Source organism: Bacillus sp. WC2507, from assembly GCF_052656125.1.
The window spans coordinates 4243953-4259493 of sequence record NZ_JBQXPN010000001.1 but is presented as its reverse complement, the minus strand read 5'-3'; the positions used below and the strand labels follow the sequence as shown (position 1 = coordinate 4259493).

Here is a 15541-nt window from a genome sequence, read left to right as displayed (position 1 = left end):
TCCGATACATATACTATAAAAGGTAGATGTGACCCCTATGTGAACATAGAGTGAAAGATATGAGAATTTGAGAAGTGATACATATAAAATAATTATTGCGAGAGTTGTAGAGTAAGAAGAAATATAATATAAAGTGTCTTGTCATAAAATGCAGTGGAGTTCGAGTATAAATAAAAGTTGAAAACTATGAAAAAAAGGATTATGCTCAACTATATTATAAGAATATAAGGTTTATCCCGCTGTTTAAGGTTTCTTATAAGCTTTTATTTATAAGGGGAAAAGGGAGTTAGTGACATGGAAGTAACAAAAAGACAAGGTCTGTATAATCGTTTTATACAATTAAATCCACCACAAATATTAGCATTAGGATTTTTCTGTTTAATTGTGGTTGGTGGTTTGTTATTAAAGTTACCATTTGCAACGAAAGTACATATTAGCTGGGTAGATGCTTTCTTTACGGCAACATCAGCAGCAACTGTAACGGGATTGGGAGTAGTAGATACTGCAAGTACGTTTACGATGTTTGGCGAGATTGTTATTATGTTTTTAATTCAAACGGGTGGTTTAGGTCTTATGACAATTGCCATTTTAATTGTTTGGGTATTAGGTAAAAAAATCGGATTACGCCATCGATTATTAATCGGAGAGGCATTTAATCAGACAAATATAGGTGGTCTTGTAAAATTAGTAAAACGTGTCTTTATATTTTCTATTTGTATTGAGCTTATTGGAGTCATTTTTTTATCGTTTCGCTTTATTCCAGAGTTTGGTTTTGGAAAAGGTGTATATTATAGCATTTTTCACGTTATTGCATCTTATAATAATGCTGGATTTGCTCTATGGCCGGATAATTTAACAAGGTATGTAGGAGATCCTATTATTAATATTGGGATTTGCTCATTAATCGTAATAGGTGGTCTCGGTTTTACAGTATTAATTGATATATGGTATAGTCGTAGCTTTCGAAAATTATCACTTCATTCCAAAATCATGATTGTCGGAACAGTAGCGCTAAATGTTATAGCGATGATTGTGATTTTTGTATTGGAATATAATAATGTGAAGACGTTAGGGAATTTACCTTTAAATGAAAAGTTATGGGCTTCTTTCTTCCAAGGTATTACTCCTCGTACTGCTGGATTTAATACAGTTGACTACGGGGGAATGGAAGAATCATCTATATTATTTACGATGGTTTTAATGTTTATTGGTGCAGGAAGTGTATCAACGGGTGGAGGGATTAAATTAACAACGTTTGTTATTTTAGTTACATCTGTCCTTTCTTTCTTTAGAAAAAAAGAGGAAATCGTTTTATTTCAGCGCACAATTAAAATGTCGACAGTAACGAGAGCGTTAGCCATTGCTGTTGCCAGTCAAATACTCATTTTTGCAGCGGTATTTGTATTAATGCTTACAGAAAACTTCAGCTTTATTCAGTTACTATTTGAAACAATTTCAGCGTTCGGCACAGTAGGGTTAACGATGGGGATTACTGCAAAGTTATCAGCGTTTGGAAAATGTATTATTATGTTTGTTATGTTTTGTGGATTAATCGGACCGTTAACACTTGTCTTTTCTTTAGCGCGACCAGCAAAACAAAAAATTAAATATCCATCGGAAGATGTATTTACAGGATAAGGTATCCCGCATAAGCGAGATACCTTTTTCTTTTTAAAAAAGGGAGAACAATAAACCGATAAGCGCTACTCGGAATAAAATTGCAATGAGTGCTGCAATTCCGCCGACAATCGCAGCGATACCACCAGTTACAGTAGCTCCGCGATTATAAGCGTAGATCCCTAGTAATACAGAAACAAGACCAAATAATGTTGGGAAGGTAAATAGTGATAAGATAGATAAGGCAAGAGCGATAAAGCCAGCCGTTGATCCAGCGGCGGACGATCTTACATCATCTTTATTATCTTTCTCATCGTAATCATAATCAATGCGCTGTGGTGCAACCTCAGCTGCATATTCTTCTTTGTAGTCACTATAATCACTATCTATTCTATCTCTTTTTTTATACTCATCAAATTTCTCAGTCAAAGTCATGACTCCTTTCATAACAAGGTTCAATAGTAGTATGCATCTCTTGTTCTTTTTTATCCCGCTATTTGTGGTCCGCAAACGCCTGATTGCTGAAGGCTAATAATCAGTGGGTGATGAACAAAGCCCTGCTGATTAAAGTTTCATTTTATCCGAGCGAGTACAAGGCGTAATTCCATTTAGAAGAGTGGAATTGTTTTTTTGAAATAGGAAAAGTTAGTATGACTTTCTCTATTTTGGAAAGTATAAAAAGGAATAATGAGGAAAGGGTGCAATACATAATGGAACATCCAATTGAAAATTTAATGAAAACAGCAATGACAAATTTAAAAGAGATGGTAGATGTAAATACGATTGTTGGAAGTCCAGTTTCAACAGCTGATGGAAATGTAGTATTAACAGTATCTCAAGTGGCTTTTGGTTTTGGTGCCGGTGGAAGTGACTTTAAAGGTGATTTTATTTCCGAAAAACATAATAACGGACAAGGACAGCATAAAGAGAACAAGCAAAGTCATCCGTTTGGAGGCGGAAGCGGGGCTGGGGTTTCCATTAGCCCAGTTGCTTTTTTAGTAGTTGGTTCTAACGGTGTGCAAGTATTACACCTCAATAGTAGTACACATTTAATTGAGAAGGCTTTAAATACTGTACCAAGCACTGTAGATAAATTTGTAAATAGTCGTCACAAGTGAACTTGCATTTTTTAGGAATTATGATATATTAGAAAAAGTGCGCTTTATGATGATCGGAATAATTGAACTGTAAATATATATGATGTGTGGAATAAGGGAGAGGAATTTATGATTAATATCAAAAACTTAGTAGTTGGCTTATGTATGTTAGTAAGCGGCTTTGTTGTATATGTAATAAAAGAAAAAGCTCCATTCTAAAACAGACAAACCGTTACTGTCTGTTTTTAATTTGTAAAAAATGTTGACAAGTCATTATATTGGTGTTAAAATTTTAATTCGTGTCTCGGTTACAGCTAGTGTAAAGTAAATAAATCTTATAGATATAATACGAAAAGTTTGCGAAAGATCGGGTAGTCTTACCAACAACTTTTGTGAACAAACCCTATAAATTATAATTGTAGGCTTTATAGATATACTAGTGAATCAAGGAGCGGTCAGTGGAACCGTAATGATGAGAGAGAGGTAGGGCTTTCATCCAGTATATGTTACTTTCCCGTTAGGTGAATATAAAAAAGAGGACTCCTTTTCAAAAGGAGTCCTCTTTCTTTTTGTATATTAAATTTAAGTGCGGCTCTCAACTTGCTGACAAATTTCATCTGTTGTTAAACCATGAGCTGTAATTACCGATCCCTTAATTGATGCATCTGCAATACCCATCATATTAGAATCTTGCCCAGTTACAATACAACAATCGCACCCTTGTGCATCATGTTCGGAACCCAGGGTAACAACTTCATGTCCCTGTTGCTGAAGAGCTTGTTGAACATCTGTTAATGAGTTTTCAACGCCAATTCTAGCCATAATTCTCACCTCCTACCATCTAGTTGCTAGTATGCTCAAGTCCACTGCATATATTTATGAAAAGACGGTAGGAAGTAAATCTTTGTTTAGTCGTTATATACACCAGTAAGCATTTGACTTACGAATTGATCGTTTAAAGTATCTTGGCTGGAAGAAGTATTTGAGTGAATGTCAATTGAAGCAATAAAATTATTATGTTCTTTATTATTTGGTTCTACCTCTACATAATTATCGAATTTACAAAAACCTTTCGTATCCATTAGATCAAATAGTTGAAGCATTTCTACTACCTCTTGTCTCGTTCCTTTAATTTGTACACACGCCATATTGTTTTCCTCCTTCATTTTGACAAATTGTTTTTTAAAAATAGGATTATGATTACGAAATGAAAAATATGAATGTTATTTTTAGACAGCGTTATTTTTATTATTTTCCCCCTTTTTCAGCAAAAGTCGTTATATATTCCCGAATTTATAAAAACGGACGTCCGTTTATTGAATACAATAGATTCGTATCAATTGATGAAAATCCTTCTTTTAAACAAATATTTTTTTTAGTGAAAATTGGCGAAAAAAATTTTTTGACTTTTTGTAAACGTTAACAATGCTGTTAAATCAATATAATCAAAGATGTACGTACGATTAAAAATTATAAATTTTCTAAAAATTAACTTGATTTATTTAGAAAGGAGAGTAAACTAGGAAACAATAAAAAATTCATAGAACATAGGAGGCGCTTTCCAGTGAACGAGCAATGGATTTTCTTAAATGGAGAATTTGTTCCAAAAGACGAGGCAAAAGTTTCAGTATATGATCATGGTTATTTATATGGCGATGGAGTATTTGAAGGAATTAGAGTTTATAGCGGTAATGTTTTCCGTTTGAGAGAGCATCTTGTCCGGTTATATGAATCAGCAAAATCCATTATGTTAGAAATTCCATACTCTTTAGATGAAGTAACGAATATTGTTGTTGAGACGATTCGACAAAATAAATTATCTAATGGATACATTCGCCTAGTTGTATCGAGAGGAGCAGGAAATCTTGGATTAGATCCTGATTCTTGTAAGAAACCGAATGTAGTAGTAATTGCAGAGCAACTATCTTTATTCCCGCAAGAATATTATGAAAAAGGGATTCCGGTTGTAACAGTTGCAACGCGCCGAAATCGTCCAGATGTTTTATCGCCTCAAGTAAAATCTTTAAATTACTTAAACAATATTTTAGTTCGTATTGAAGCGAAATTAGCTGGCGTACAAGAAGCGCTTATGTTAAATGATCAAGGATACGTAGCTGAAGGATCAGGAGATAACGTGTTTATTGTAAAAGGAAATAAATTAATTACACCGCCAAGTTCTGCTGGAGCGTTAGAAGGTATTACACGAAACGCGATTCTAGAAATCGGTGAAAAACTTGGATATGACGTTAGAGAAGAGTTATTTACAAGACATGATGTATATGTAGCCGATGAAGTATTTTTAACAGGAACGGCTGCTGAAGTAATTGCTGTTACGACAGTAGACGGTAGAACGATTGGTTTAGGGCAAACAGGTCCACATACGAATCGTTTATTAGAAGAATTCCGAAAGTTAGTTATAGAAGATGGAGAGAAGATCTACGAAGAAAATAAAGTTGGATAACAACTTTTTATAACATAAGAAAGCGTTGAGAGGGAGGAGTAGTTGATTGTGAAGCCTTACAGAGAGTCGGTGGTTGCTGAAAACCGATGGTTCACGTCGACGAACATCGCCCTTGAGTGCTAAGCTGAAGCGTTTGTCTAGGCTTAGACGGTAGCTCCGTTATTAGCTAGACTCATTTATGGGTCACTGAGGCAAGAGTATTCTTGCGAAGAAGGGTGGTACCGCGAAATCTTTCGTCCCTTCAGCACATAGCTGGAGTGTGGACGTAGGATTTTTTTTATTGATAAAAGTTTTTAAAAGGGGGCTTATAAGAACAATGTCTTCAAAAACGGAAGAGAAACTGGCAACTGGTGCACAGCTATTGTTAGAAGCGCTAGAAAAGGAAGGAGTAGAAGTGATTTTCGGTTATCCTGGTGGTGCTGTTTTACCTCTTTATGATGCACTATATGACTGTGAAATTCCGCATATTTTAACAAGGCATGAGCAAGGAGCTATTCACGCCGCTGAAGGGTATGCCAGAATTACTGGTAATCCAGGGGTTGTCATTGCAACAAGTGGACCAGGTGCTACAAATGTTATTACTGGTCTAGCAGATGCGATGATTGATTCATTACCACTTGTTGTATTTACAGGGCAAGTAGCAACAACGTTAATTGGAAGCGATGCTTTCCAAGAAGCGGATATTATGGGGCTTACGATGCCGGTGACAAAGCATAACTATCAAGTGCGAAAGGCTTCAGATTTACCTCGAATTATTAAAGAAGCATTTCATATTGCTAGAACAGGAAGACCAGGTCCAGTCGTTATTGACCTTCCGAAAGATATGGTAGTAGAGCAAGGAGAACGATGTAATGACGTACAAATGGATTTACCAGGATACAACCCTAATTATGAACCAAATCTACTCCAAATAAACAAATTATTACAAGCAATTGAGACTGCAAACAAGCCGTTAATTTTAGCTGGAGCAGGTGTATTGCATGCGAAAGCATCAAAGGAGTTAACAAGTTTTGCTCGTAAATATGAAATCCCTGTTGTGCATACCTTACTTGGTCTTGGTGGGTTTCCGCCAGATGATGACCTTTTTCTAGGGATGGGAGGAATGCATGGTTCTTACACAGCCAATATGGCGTTATATGAATGCGACTTACTTATTAATATAGGTGCAAGATTCGATGATCGTCTTACTGGAAATTTAGCTTATTTTGCTAAAGAGGCCACTGTTGCACATATTGATATTGATCCAGCAGAAATCGGAAAAAATGTGCCGACTGAAATTCCTATCGTTGCAAGCGCTAAGCGTGCGTTGGAAGTATTACTTCAACCAGAAGGAAAGAAAGAAAATCATTATAAGTGGCTTTCTTTATTAAAGAGTAGAAAAGAAAAGTATCCACTTTCTTATAAACGAAATTCTGAAAGTATTAAGCCTCAATACGCAATTGATTTGTTATATGAAATTACGAAAGGAGAAGCGATTGTAACAACAGACGTTGGGCAACATCAAATGTGGGCAGCTCAATACTATCCGCTCAAAACTCCAGATAAATGGGTAACTTCAGGAGGATTAGGAACGATGGGGTTTGGATTTCCAGCAGCAATTGGTGCACAAATTGCAAAGCCTGAAGAATTAGTTATTGCAATTGTCGGTGACGCTGGATTTCAAATGACCCTGCAAGAATTAAGTGTGTTAAAAGAACATTCTTTACCCGTTAAAGTGTTTATTTTAAATAATGAAGCTTTAGGAATGGTAAGACAATGGCAAGATGAATTTTATAATCAAAGATATTCGCACTCTTTACTGGCGTGTCAACCAGATTTCGTCGCTCTTGCGAATGCGTATGGCATAAAAGGAGTGCGTATAGATAATCCACTTCTTGCAAAGAAGCAAATACAGCATGCGATTGAATTACAAGAACCGGTCGTAATTGATTGCCGTGTACTTCAATCAGAAAAGGTAATGCCGATGGTTGCGCCAGGGAAAGGTGTTCACCAAATGGAGGGAGTGGAAAAAAGGTGAAGAGAATTGTTACAGCGACAGTTCGAAATCAAAGTGGTGTGTTAAACCGAATTACAGGTGTTATGACACGAAGACATTTTAATATTGAAAGTATTTCAGTAGGTCATACGGAATCATCGGACGTATCGCGGATGACGATTGTTGTACACGTTGAAAATGAACAGCAAGTTGAGCAGTTAATTAAACAACTTCATAAGCAAATTGATGTTCTGAAAGTATCAGATATTACAGAAGAAGCGATGATCGCAAGAGAACTTGCACTTATTAAAGTCGCAACGTCAGTAGCAAGAGCAGAATTATATAGTTTAATTGAACCGTTTCGAGCCGCTGTAATAGATGTTGGGAAGGATTCCATAGTTGTGCAAGTAACAGGTACACAGGAAAAAGTAGAAGCATTAATTGAATTGCTTCGTCCATATGGTTTGAAAGAAATTGCTAGAACAGGTGTAACAGCATTTACGCGTAGTATGAAGAAACAAGATAAGCAAATTATGTTAATTCAATAATCATTTAAATATAGGGGGAAATGAAAATGGCAAAAGTTTATTATGAAAAAGACGTAACGGTAAATGTATTAAAGGAAAAGAAAGTAGCAATCATCGGATATGGCTCGCAAGGTCATGCGCATGCGCAAAACTTACGTGATAACGGATTTGATGTAGTAGTAGGGTTAAGGAAAGGGAAGTCTTGGGATAAAGCGAAAGAAGATGGATTTTCTGTATATACAGTAGCAGAAGCAGCGGAAAAAGCTGATGTAGTAATGATTTTGCTACCGGATGAACTGCAGCCGGTAGTATATGAAGCGGAAATTGCGCCAAATTTACAGGCAGGAAATTCTCTCGTTTTTGCACACGGATTTAATGTTCACTTTGATCAAGTGAAACCACCAGCGAATGTAGATGTATTTCTAGTAGCACCAAAAGGTCCAGGACATTTAGTACGCCGTACGTTTAGTGAGGGCGGTGCGGTTCCAGCACTGTTTGCAGTATATCAAGATGCAACAGGAGTTGCGACTGAAAAGGCGCTTTCTTATGCTGATGGAATTGGAGCGACGAGAGCAGGTGTATTAGAAACGACATTTAAAGAAGAAACAGAAACAGATTTATTTGGAGAGCAAGCTGTACTTTGCGGCGGAGTGACTGCGCTTGTAAAAGCAGGGTTTGAAACGTTAGTTGATGCAGGATATCAACCTGAACTTGCATATTTTGAATGTTTACATGAACTAAAACTAATTGTTGACCTTATGTATGAAGGTGGACTTGAAAATATGAGATATTCAGTTTCGGATACAGCGCAGTGGGGAGACTTCGTATCAGGACCACGTGTTGTTACTGAAGATACGAAGAAAGCGATGGGTGAAGTACTAGCGGAAATTCAAGATGGTACATTTGCGAGAGGCTGGATTGCGGAGCATAAAGCAGGAAGACCAAATTTCCAGGCTACAAATGAGAAAGAGAATGAACATGAAATTGAAGTAGTTGGACGTAAATTACGTGAAATGATGCCTTTCGTACAACCACGTGTAAAGGTAGGGATTAAATAATATGAAGCAGATTTTGTTCATGGATACGACGCTACGTGATGGCGAACAATCACCAGGAGTGAATTTAAATGAACAAGAGAAATTGCAAATTGCAAGGCAATTAGAGAGACTAGGTATTAATGTCATGGAAGCTGGCTTTGCAGCAGCTTCCGACGGGGATTTTCAATCGGTAAAGCGGATCGCAAATACAATTCAAAATGCGACAGTTATGAGCTTAGCTAGAGCGAAAGAAAGTGATATTCGAAGAGCATATGAAGCTGTGAAAGGTGCTGTATCTCCTCGTTTACATGTATTTTTAGCTACGAGTGATATTCATATGAAATATAAACTTTGTATGTCAAAAGAAGATGTATTAGATAGTATTCATCGCTCGGTTACACTCGGAAAATCTTTATTCCCGACAGTACAATTTTCTGCAGAAGATGCGACAAGAACAGCGAGAGATTTTTTAGCGGAAGCAGTAGAAGTTGCAATTCGTGCAGGAGCGAATGTAATCAATATTCCAGACACAGTAGGTTATACGAACCCAGAAGAATACTATTCTCTATTTAAATACTTACAAGAATCTGTTCCTTCGTATGAAAAAGCAATTTTCTCTTGTCACTGCCATGATGATCTCGGTATGGCAGTAGCAAATTCCTTAGCTGCGGTTGAAGGCGGAGCACTGCAAGTAGAAGGAACGATTAATGGAATTGGAGAAAGGGCAGGGAATGCGGCGTTAGAAGAGGTTGCAGTTGCGCTTCATATTCGAAGAGATTTCTATAAAGCGGAGTCTTCTATGACACTAAAAGAGATTAAATCGACAAGTACGTTAGTAAGTCGTTTAACAGGTATGGTAGTACCGAAAAATAAAGCGATTGTAGGAGCGAATGCATTTGCTCACGAGTCAGGCATTCATCAAGATGGTGTTTTAAAAGAAGTGACAACATATGAAATTATTGAACCAGCGCTAATAGGCGAATCTCAAAATCTATTCGTACTTGGAAAACATTCTGGACGTCACGCGTTCACAGAAAAAATGAAAGAGCTTGGCTATGAATTTACAAACGAAGAGCGGGATGCGGTATTTGAAGCATTTAAAAAATTGGCTGATCGTAAAAAGGAAATTACTGAAGAAGATCTACGTGCGCTTATGCTTGGTGAAGCAGCATTTGCAGCACAACAATATAACATTACGCAATTACAAGTACATTTCGTATCAAATAGTACACAATGCGCGACAGTTGTACTAAAAGATGAGGAAGGAAATGTATACGAAGATGCAGCCACTGGCTCTGGTAGTATTGAGGCGATTTACAATGCAATCCAAAGAATTTTAGGATTAGAATGTGAATTGGCAGATTATCGCATACAATCTATTACACAAGGTCAAGATGCACTTGCTCATGTTCATGTTGAATTAAAAGAAGGAACGCATCAAGTATCGGGTTTTGGTGTTGCCCAAGACGTATTGGAAGCGTCGGCAAGAGCGTATGTCCATGCAGCAGGGAAATTAAAATCTCTTATAGCGCTTGTGAAATAAGTGTTTGATAGGTGAGAGAAGCTTTCCTCACCTATCAAATTAAAGTTCCGAAAATTCAGTTAAAAGGAGTGTTGAAATTGGAAAAACGTATCGTTTGTTTAGCTGGTGATGGTGTTGGTCCAGAAGTTATGGAGAGTGCAAAGGAAGTATTGCATATGGTAGAGAGGCTATATGGGCATCATTTTCATTTGCAAGATGAGTACTTTGGTGGTGTGGCTATTGATTTAAATGGGCAACCATTACCACAACGAACACTTGCCGCCTGTTTAGCAAGTGATGCGGTTCTACTAGGAGCAGTTGGTGGAACAAGGTGGGATGGTGCGAAAGAAAGACCAGAGAAAGGATTATTAGCTTTAAGAAAAGGACTTGGAGTATTTGCGAATGTTCGTCCTGTAACGGTAGAAAGTGCAACGGCACATTTATCGCCATTAAAAAAGGCTGATGAAATTGATTTCGTTGTCGTTCGTGAATTAACAGGTGGGATTTATTTTTCTTATCCGAAAGAACGAACGGACGAAGTAGCAACAGATACACTTACGTATCATCGTCATGAAATTGAACGTATCGTTTCTTATGCTTTTCAATTAGCGAGTAAGCGGAAGAAAAAAGTAACATCTATTGATAAAGCGAATGTTTTAGAGTCTAGTAAACTATGGAGAACTGTAACAGAAGAGGTAGCACTTCGATATCCAGGTGTTGAATTAGAACATATTTTAGTGGACGCCGCAGCTATGGAATTAATTCGGAATCCTGGACGGTTTGATGTAATTGTAACGGAAAATTTATTTGGTGATATTTTGAGTGACGAGGCTTCCGTATTAGCTGGATCATTAGGAATGCTGCCATCAGCTAGTCACGCGGAAAAAGGCCCTTCATTATACGAGCCTATTCACGGATCAGCACCGGATATTGCCGGGAAAAATAAGGCAAATCCAATTGCAATGATGCGCTCTGTTGCAATGATGCTTGGGCAATCATTCGGATTAACGAGAGAAGGGTGTGCAATTGAATCCGCAATCTCTGCAGTTCTTAAATTAGGAAAATGTACAGCAGATATCGGGGGGACTGAAACGACAACTTCATTTACGAAGGCAGTTATGCAAGAAATGGAAGAGCAAGCGTTAGTAGGGAGAGGGAGATAATGGGGAAAAGATTGCTAGATAAACTTTGGGAAAGACACGTAGTTACGACAAACGAAAATGGATTGGATTTATTATATATCGATCTACATCTTGTTCACGAAGTAACGTCACCGCAAGCCTTTGAAGGCTTGCGGCTTACAAATCGAACGGTCCGCAGACCAGATTTAACATTCGCAACGATGGATCATAATATTCCAACGAAAGATGTTTGGAATATTACCGATCGTATTGCGAAGCAGCAATTGGATACCCTTAGGGAAAATTGCAAACAATTTCAGGTGCCATTAGCGGATATCGGGGATGAAGACCAGGGAATCGTTCATGTTATCGGACCAGAACTTGGGCTCACGCAGCCTGGAAAAACAATTGTTTGTGGTGATAGTCATACAGCGACGCACGGTGCGTTTGGCGCGCTAGCATTTGGTATTGGTACGAGTGAAGTGGAACATGTATTGGCAACGCAAACGCTATGGCAACGAAAACCGAAAGCGATGGGCATTGAGTTAAACGGAAAATTACAGAAAGGCGTTTACGCAAAAGATATTATTTTGCATCTCCTTTCAAAGTACGGTGTAGCAGTTGGAACTGGATACGTAATGGAATTTTACGGAGAGACGATTGGGGCAATGGAGATGGAAGAGAGAATGACACTTTGTAATATGGCAATTGAAGGAGGAGCAAAGGCTGGTATTATCGCACCAGATGAAAAAACATTTGCGTATGTAAATGGACGTAAATATGCACCGAAAGACTATGAATCTTTCACGAAAAAATGGTCTGAACTTTATACAGATTTAGACGCAATTTATGATTTGCATATTTCGATAGATGTGACAGATTTAGCACCGTACGTTACGTGGGGAACAAATCCAAGTATGGGTGTTCGTATTGATGAAAAGTTGCCAGAAACACAGGATGGAAACGATGAAAGAGCGTTTTTATATATGGGATTAAGCCCTGGGCAAAGCACTTATGAAATTCCAGTTCAGCATGTCTTTATTGGATCTTGTACAAATTCTCGATTATCTGATTTAGAAATTGCTGCATCTGTTGTGAAAGGGAGAAAGGTAAAAGAAGGTGTGCGAGCACTCGTTGTACCTGGATCGAAAAGAGTAAGAGAAGCTGCGATGCAAAAAGGACTACATCACATATTTGAAGAAGCTGGATTTGAATGGAGAGAACCTGGATGTTCCATGTGTCTTGGAATGAATCCAGATCAAGTACCTGAAGGAGAACATTGTGCTTCAACTTCAAATCGTAATTTTGAAGGAAGACAAGGAAAGGGAGCACGAACACATTTAGTTAGCCCAGCAATGGCGGCAGCAGCTGCGTTATATGGTCATTTTGTTGATACTAGAAAGGAGAGTTATGATGAAGCCATTTCGTATTCATAAAGGTACTGCTGCAGTACTTATGAATGATAACATTGATACAGATCAAATTATTCCGAAGCAATACTTAAAGAGAATTGAAAGGACGGGATTTGGAAAATATTTATTTGACGAGTGGCGATATGATAATGAACGACATGAAAACCCTAATTTCCCACTTAATGCACAAGACAGAAAAGGAGCAAGTATATTAATTACAGGTAATAATTTTGGGTGTGGTTCTTCTAGAGAACATGCACCTTGGGCACTTGCTGATTATGGTTTCCGCGTTATTATCGCTGGTGGGTTTGCAGATATTTTTTATATGAATTGTATGAAAAATGGTATGTTGCCAATTGTAATGGATAAAGAAATGCGAGAAAAACTTGCCAAAACGGATGCGAGAGAACAAATAGAAGTAGATTTAGAGAATGAAGTAATTACAACGAGTACGTACAGGTTTCATTTTACAATCGAGAAAATGTGGAAAGAGAAATTATTGAATGGTCTAGACGAAATTAGTATTACGATGCAATATGAACAGGAAATTGTAGAGTATGAAAGGAAAGTAGCTTTATATTAAGAAATAACGGAATGTTCAAAATGTATTTACATTCAGAATTAAGTATTATATACTATGTAAAAATCAGAGGAGAAAGGGAGTAAGTATTATGAATATCGTGCAATCTATTAAAATGCTTACACAACTACATCATCATACATAAAGCCCTTGAACCTAGCGTGAAAACGTGTAGGCACAAGGGTTATTCCCGTTGTACCTACACTCTACTAAAGAGCCTTGTAGGTATTTTGTCTACAAGGCTCTTTTTATTTTCGGTTTAGGTGAATGAAATAGGCATACATTAGAAAGGGAAAGGTGTGAGCATTTAGATGGCAAAATGGAAACGGGCAAACCCAAATGGAACGAGAGACTATTTATTCGAAGAATGTACGTTAATTGAAGAAGTGGAGCAAAAATTAAGACGTACTTTTTTAGAGAGAGGTTATGAGGAAATAAGGACACCTACAATTGAATTTTATGATGTTTTTGCCTTTCAAAGCAGGCCGATAGATGAAGAAAAGATGTATAAATTTTTTGATGAAAAGGGACGGATTATCGTCTTGCGTCCAGATATGACAATTCCTTTAGCGAGAGTAATGGGAACGCAGAGGTGGGATACGCCGCTTAAACTGACGTATAGTGGGAATGTATTTCGAGCGAATGAGTCCCTTACCGGAAAATATAATGAAATTGTGCAAAGTGGTATTGAAATTATCGGGATTGATAATGTAAGAGCTGAAATTGAATGTGTTATAAGCGTCATTCAATCACTTCAAAAGGTGAAGGTGAAATCTTTTACCATAGAGATTGGGCAAGTGCAGTTATATAAATGTATTGTAAAAAAGCTCTCCATTCATGAAGAAGGAGAGAAAGTACTTAGAACGTATATAGAAAGTAAAAATTATGCTGCTCTATCAAATTTTATTAGAGAAAAGAAATTAGATCGATGTGATGAAACCGTAAGATTACTTGAGAAATTACCAAGGCTATTTGGGAATTTAGAAGTGATTGAGGAAGCAGAAAAACTCGCCTCAAGTAATGAAATGAAAATGGCTATTGCAAGAGTGAAAGAAATATATGAAGCAATTGAAAAACTAGGCTATGGATCTTACATATCAATCGATTTAGGTATGATTCAACATTTGGATTATTATACAGGTGTTATTTTCAAAGGGTATATATATGAAATTGGAGAAGAAATTGTTAGTGGCGGAAGATATGATGAGTTAATTGGGAATTTTGGGGAAATGCAGCCGGCTGTTGGACTCGCGGTGCAAGTCAATCAAATTGTGAAGGCGCTGCAAGAGCAGCAAAAACCATATGAAAGAAAGAGAATAGATATTATCATTCATTATGAGTTAAATAGATTAGCAGAAGCGGAAAGATTACGAAATTTACTTCAAAAGGACGGGAAAAAAGTAGAGCTATCTTTATTCTCTAATGTAAACGACACCTTTCAATTTGCAAGAAAAAATCAAATAGTAACGGTCGTTGAGGCAAAGAACGAATCGTTAGTGGAATATGTATGGAAAGAGAAATGGGTAGTCCAGAAAGAAGGAGAAACTTCATGCGTAACATTCAAATTGCGTTAACGAAAGGAAGATTAGAAAAACATGTGATTCCACTCTTTGAGCAGATTGGAATTGATTGTTCAGAGCTCAAAAATAAAGGACGAAAGCTTGTCTTTCAAAGTAAAAATACAGATATCTCATTTATTTTAGTGAAAGCAGTAGATGTTGCTACTTATGTAGAACATGGAGTAGCTGATATTGGGGTCGTTGGAAAAGATATTTTAATGGAAAACGAGAAAGATATTTATGAAATGTTGGATTTAGGAGTAGGCGTGTGTAAGTTTTGTGTTGCTTCTATTCCTACTTATAACCCAAAGAGTTACCGGAAGAAACGTATTGCGACGAAATATCCACATATTACTTCTAACTATTTTCATGATAAAGGAGAGGATGTAGAAATTATAAAAATAGAAGGTTCTGTAGAAATCGCTCCTATTCTGGGATTGGCAGATGCGATTGTTGATATTGTTGAAACAGGAAAAACATTACAAGAAAATGGACTTATTGTATTTGAGGAAATGTGTTCTATATCTGCTCGAATGATTGTAAATAAGGCTGCATTAAAAACTAAAAAAGACGAAATATTCAGTATTGTAAATATGATGGAGCAAGAAATTTTGTCGGAAAAATAGGGGGACT

General features: G+C 37.1%; 17 protein-coding genes and 1 other annotated feature. Of the genes, 14 read left to right on the top strand and 3 right to left on the bottom strand.

Translation table 11 applies throughout. From position 1 onward, the window contains the following. Positions 1 to 294 precede the first annotated feature (294 nt). The gene (locus ACUN28_RS22430) at positions 295 to 1638 is read left to right on the top strand and encodes a TrkH family potassium uptake protein (protein WP_016088734.1); all 1344 of its coding nucleotides are present in this window, start codon (positions 295 to 297) and stop codon (positions 1636 to 1638) included. A 33-nt stretch (positions 1639 to 1671) separates the two neighbouring features. On the opposite strand, the gene ACUN28_RS22425 is transcribed toward ACUN28_RS22430, so the two are convergent. Continuing rightward, entirely contained in the window at positions 1672 to 2064 is a 393-nt protein-coding gene (locus ACUN28_RS22425; protein WP_074651135.1) for an imidazole glycerol phosphate synthase, read from the bottom strand. Between the two features lie 203 nt (positions 2065 to 2267). Here ACUN28_RS22425 and ytfJ point away from each other — a divergent pair, with 203 nt between their 5' ends. Both ytfJ and ACUN28_RS22415 read left to right on the top strand, forming a co-directional pair. Further along, on the top strand, positions 2268 to 2735 hold the full coding sequence (gene ytfJ / locus ACUN28_RS22420) for a GerW family sporulation protein (RefSeq protein WP_016088733.1): 468 nt from the start codon (positions 2268 to 2270) through the stop codon (positions 2733 to 2735). Between the two features lie 108 nt (positions 2736 to 2843). Then, entirely contained in the window at positions 2844 to 2933 is a 90-nt protein-coding gene (locus ACUN28_RS22415; RefSeq protein ID WP_000608225.1) for a hypothetical protein, read from the top strand. A gap of 363 nt (positions 2934 to 3296) precedes the next feature. On the opposite strand, the gene ACUN28_RS22410 is transcribed toward ACUN28_RS22415, so the two are convergent. Then, positions 3297 to 3536 carry a YkuS family protein gene (locus ACUN28_RS22410; RefSeq protein ID WP_000101009.1) on the bottom strand — a complete coding sequence of 80 codons (240 nt, stop codon included), beginning with the start codon at positions 3534 to 3536 and terminating at the stop codon, positions 3297 to 3299. Between the two features lie 86 nt (positions 3537 to 3622). Next, positions 3623 to 3862, bottom strand: a complete 240-nt coding sequence (locus tag ACUN28_RS22405; protein WP_000752505.1) for a DUF3911 family protein — start codon at positions 3860 to 3862, stop codon at positions 3623 to 3625. Between the two features lie 59 nt (positions 3863 to 3921). On the opposite strand from ACUN28_RS22405, the gene ACUN28_RS22400 reads away from it, so the two are divergent. From ACUN28_RS22400 to hisG, 11 genes are all read left to right on the top strand, one after another. Next, complete coding sequence (locus ACUN28_RS22400) at positions 3922 to 4137, top strand: hypothetical protein (protein ID WP_016136600.1); 216 nt, start codon at positions 3922 to 3924, stop codon at positions 4135 to 4137. Between the two features lie 141 nt (positions 4138 to 4278). Next, positions 4279 to 5175, top strand: a complete 897-nt coding sequence (gene ilvE / locus ACUN28_RS22395; RefSeq protein WP_001005497.1) for a branched-chain-amino-acid transaminase — start codon at positions 4279 to 4281, stop codon at positions 5173 to 5175. 16 nt (positions 5176 to 5191) lie between these two features. Beyond that, positions 5192 to 5419 (top strand) — a binding site (T-box leader). A gap of 72 nt (positions 5420 to 5491) precedes the next feature. Next, positions 5492 to 7192: an acetolactate synthase large subunit gene (gene ilvB / locus ACUN28_RS22390; protein WP_016088732.1), complete on the top strand. Its 1701-nt coding sequence runs from the start codon at positions 5492 to 5494 to the stop codon at positions 7190 to 7192. Then, entirely contained in the window at positions 7189 to 7698 is a 510-nt protein-coding gene (gene ilvN, locus ACUN28_RS22385; RefSeq protein ID WP_016088731.1) for an acetolactate synthase small subunit, read from the top strand. Before ilvB ends, ilvN begins: the two co-directional genes overlap by 4 nt. Positions 7699 to 7724: 26 nt before the next feature. After that, the gene (gene ilvC, locus ACUN28_RS22380; protein ID WP_016088730.1) at positions 7725 to 8735 is read left to right on the top strand and encodes a ketol-acid reductoisomerase; all 1011 of its coding nucleotides are present in this window, start codon (positions 7725 to 7727) and stop codon (positions 8733 to 8735) included. Position 8736: 1 nt separating this feature from the next. Further along, positions 8737 to 10257 (top strand): 2-isopropylmalate synthase, encoded by a 1521-nt coding sequence (gene leuA / locus ACUN28_RS22375; RefSeq protein ID WP_016088729.1) that lies wholly within the window; start codon positions 8737 to 8739, stop codon positions 10255 to 10257. A 77-nt stretch (positions 10258 to 10334) separates the two neighbouring features. Further along, on the top strand, positions 10335 to 11399 hold the full coding sequence (gene leuB, locus ACUN28_RS22370; protein ID WP_016088728.1) for a 3-isopropylmalate dehydrogenase: 1065 nt from the start codon (positions 10335 to 10337) through the stop codon (positions 11397 to 11399). Next, a complete protein-coding gene (gene leuC, locus ACUN28_RS22365) occupies positions 11399 to 12793 on the top strand; it encodes a 3-isopropylmalate dehydratase large subunit (RefSeq protein WP_016088727.1) in 1395 nt (464 codons plus the stop codon). Before leuB ends, leuC begins: the two co-directional genes overlap by 1 nt. Then, positions 12771 to 13352 carry a 3-isopropylmalate dehydratase small subunit gene (gene leuD / locus ACUN28_RS22360; RefSeq protein WP_016088726.1) on the top strand — a complete coding sequence of 194 codons (582 nt, stop codon included), beginning with the start codon at positions 12771 to 12773 and terminating at the stop codon, positions 13350 to 13352. Before leuC ends, leuD begins: the two co-directional genes overlap by 23 nt. 308 nt (positions 13353 to 13660) lie before the next feature. Continuing rightward, positions 13661 to 14923: an ATP phosphoribosyltransferase regulatory subunit gene (hisZ, locus tag ACUN28_RS22355; RefSeq protein WP_016088725.1), complete on the top strand. Its 1263-nt coding sequence runs from the start codon at positions 13661 to 13663 to the stop codon at positions 14921 to 14923. Then, a complete protein-coding gene (hisG, locus tag ACUN28_RS22350; RefSeq protein WP_016088724.1) occupies positions 14899 to 15534 on the top strand; it encodes an ATP phosphoribosyltransferase in 636 nt (211 codons plus the stop codon). The genes hisZ and hisG overlap by 25 nt, the downstream gene beginning before the upstream one ends. Positions 15535 to 15541 lie beyond the last annotated feature (7 nt).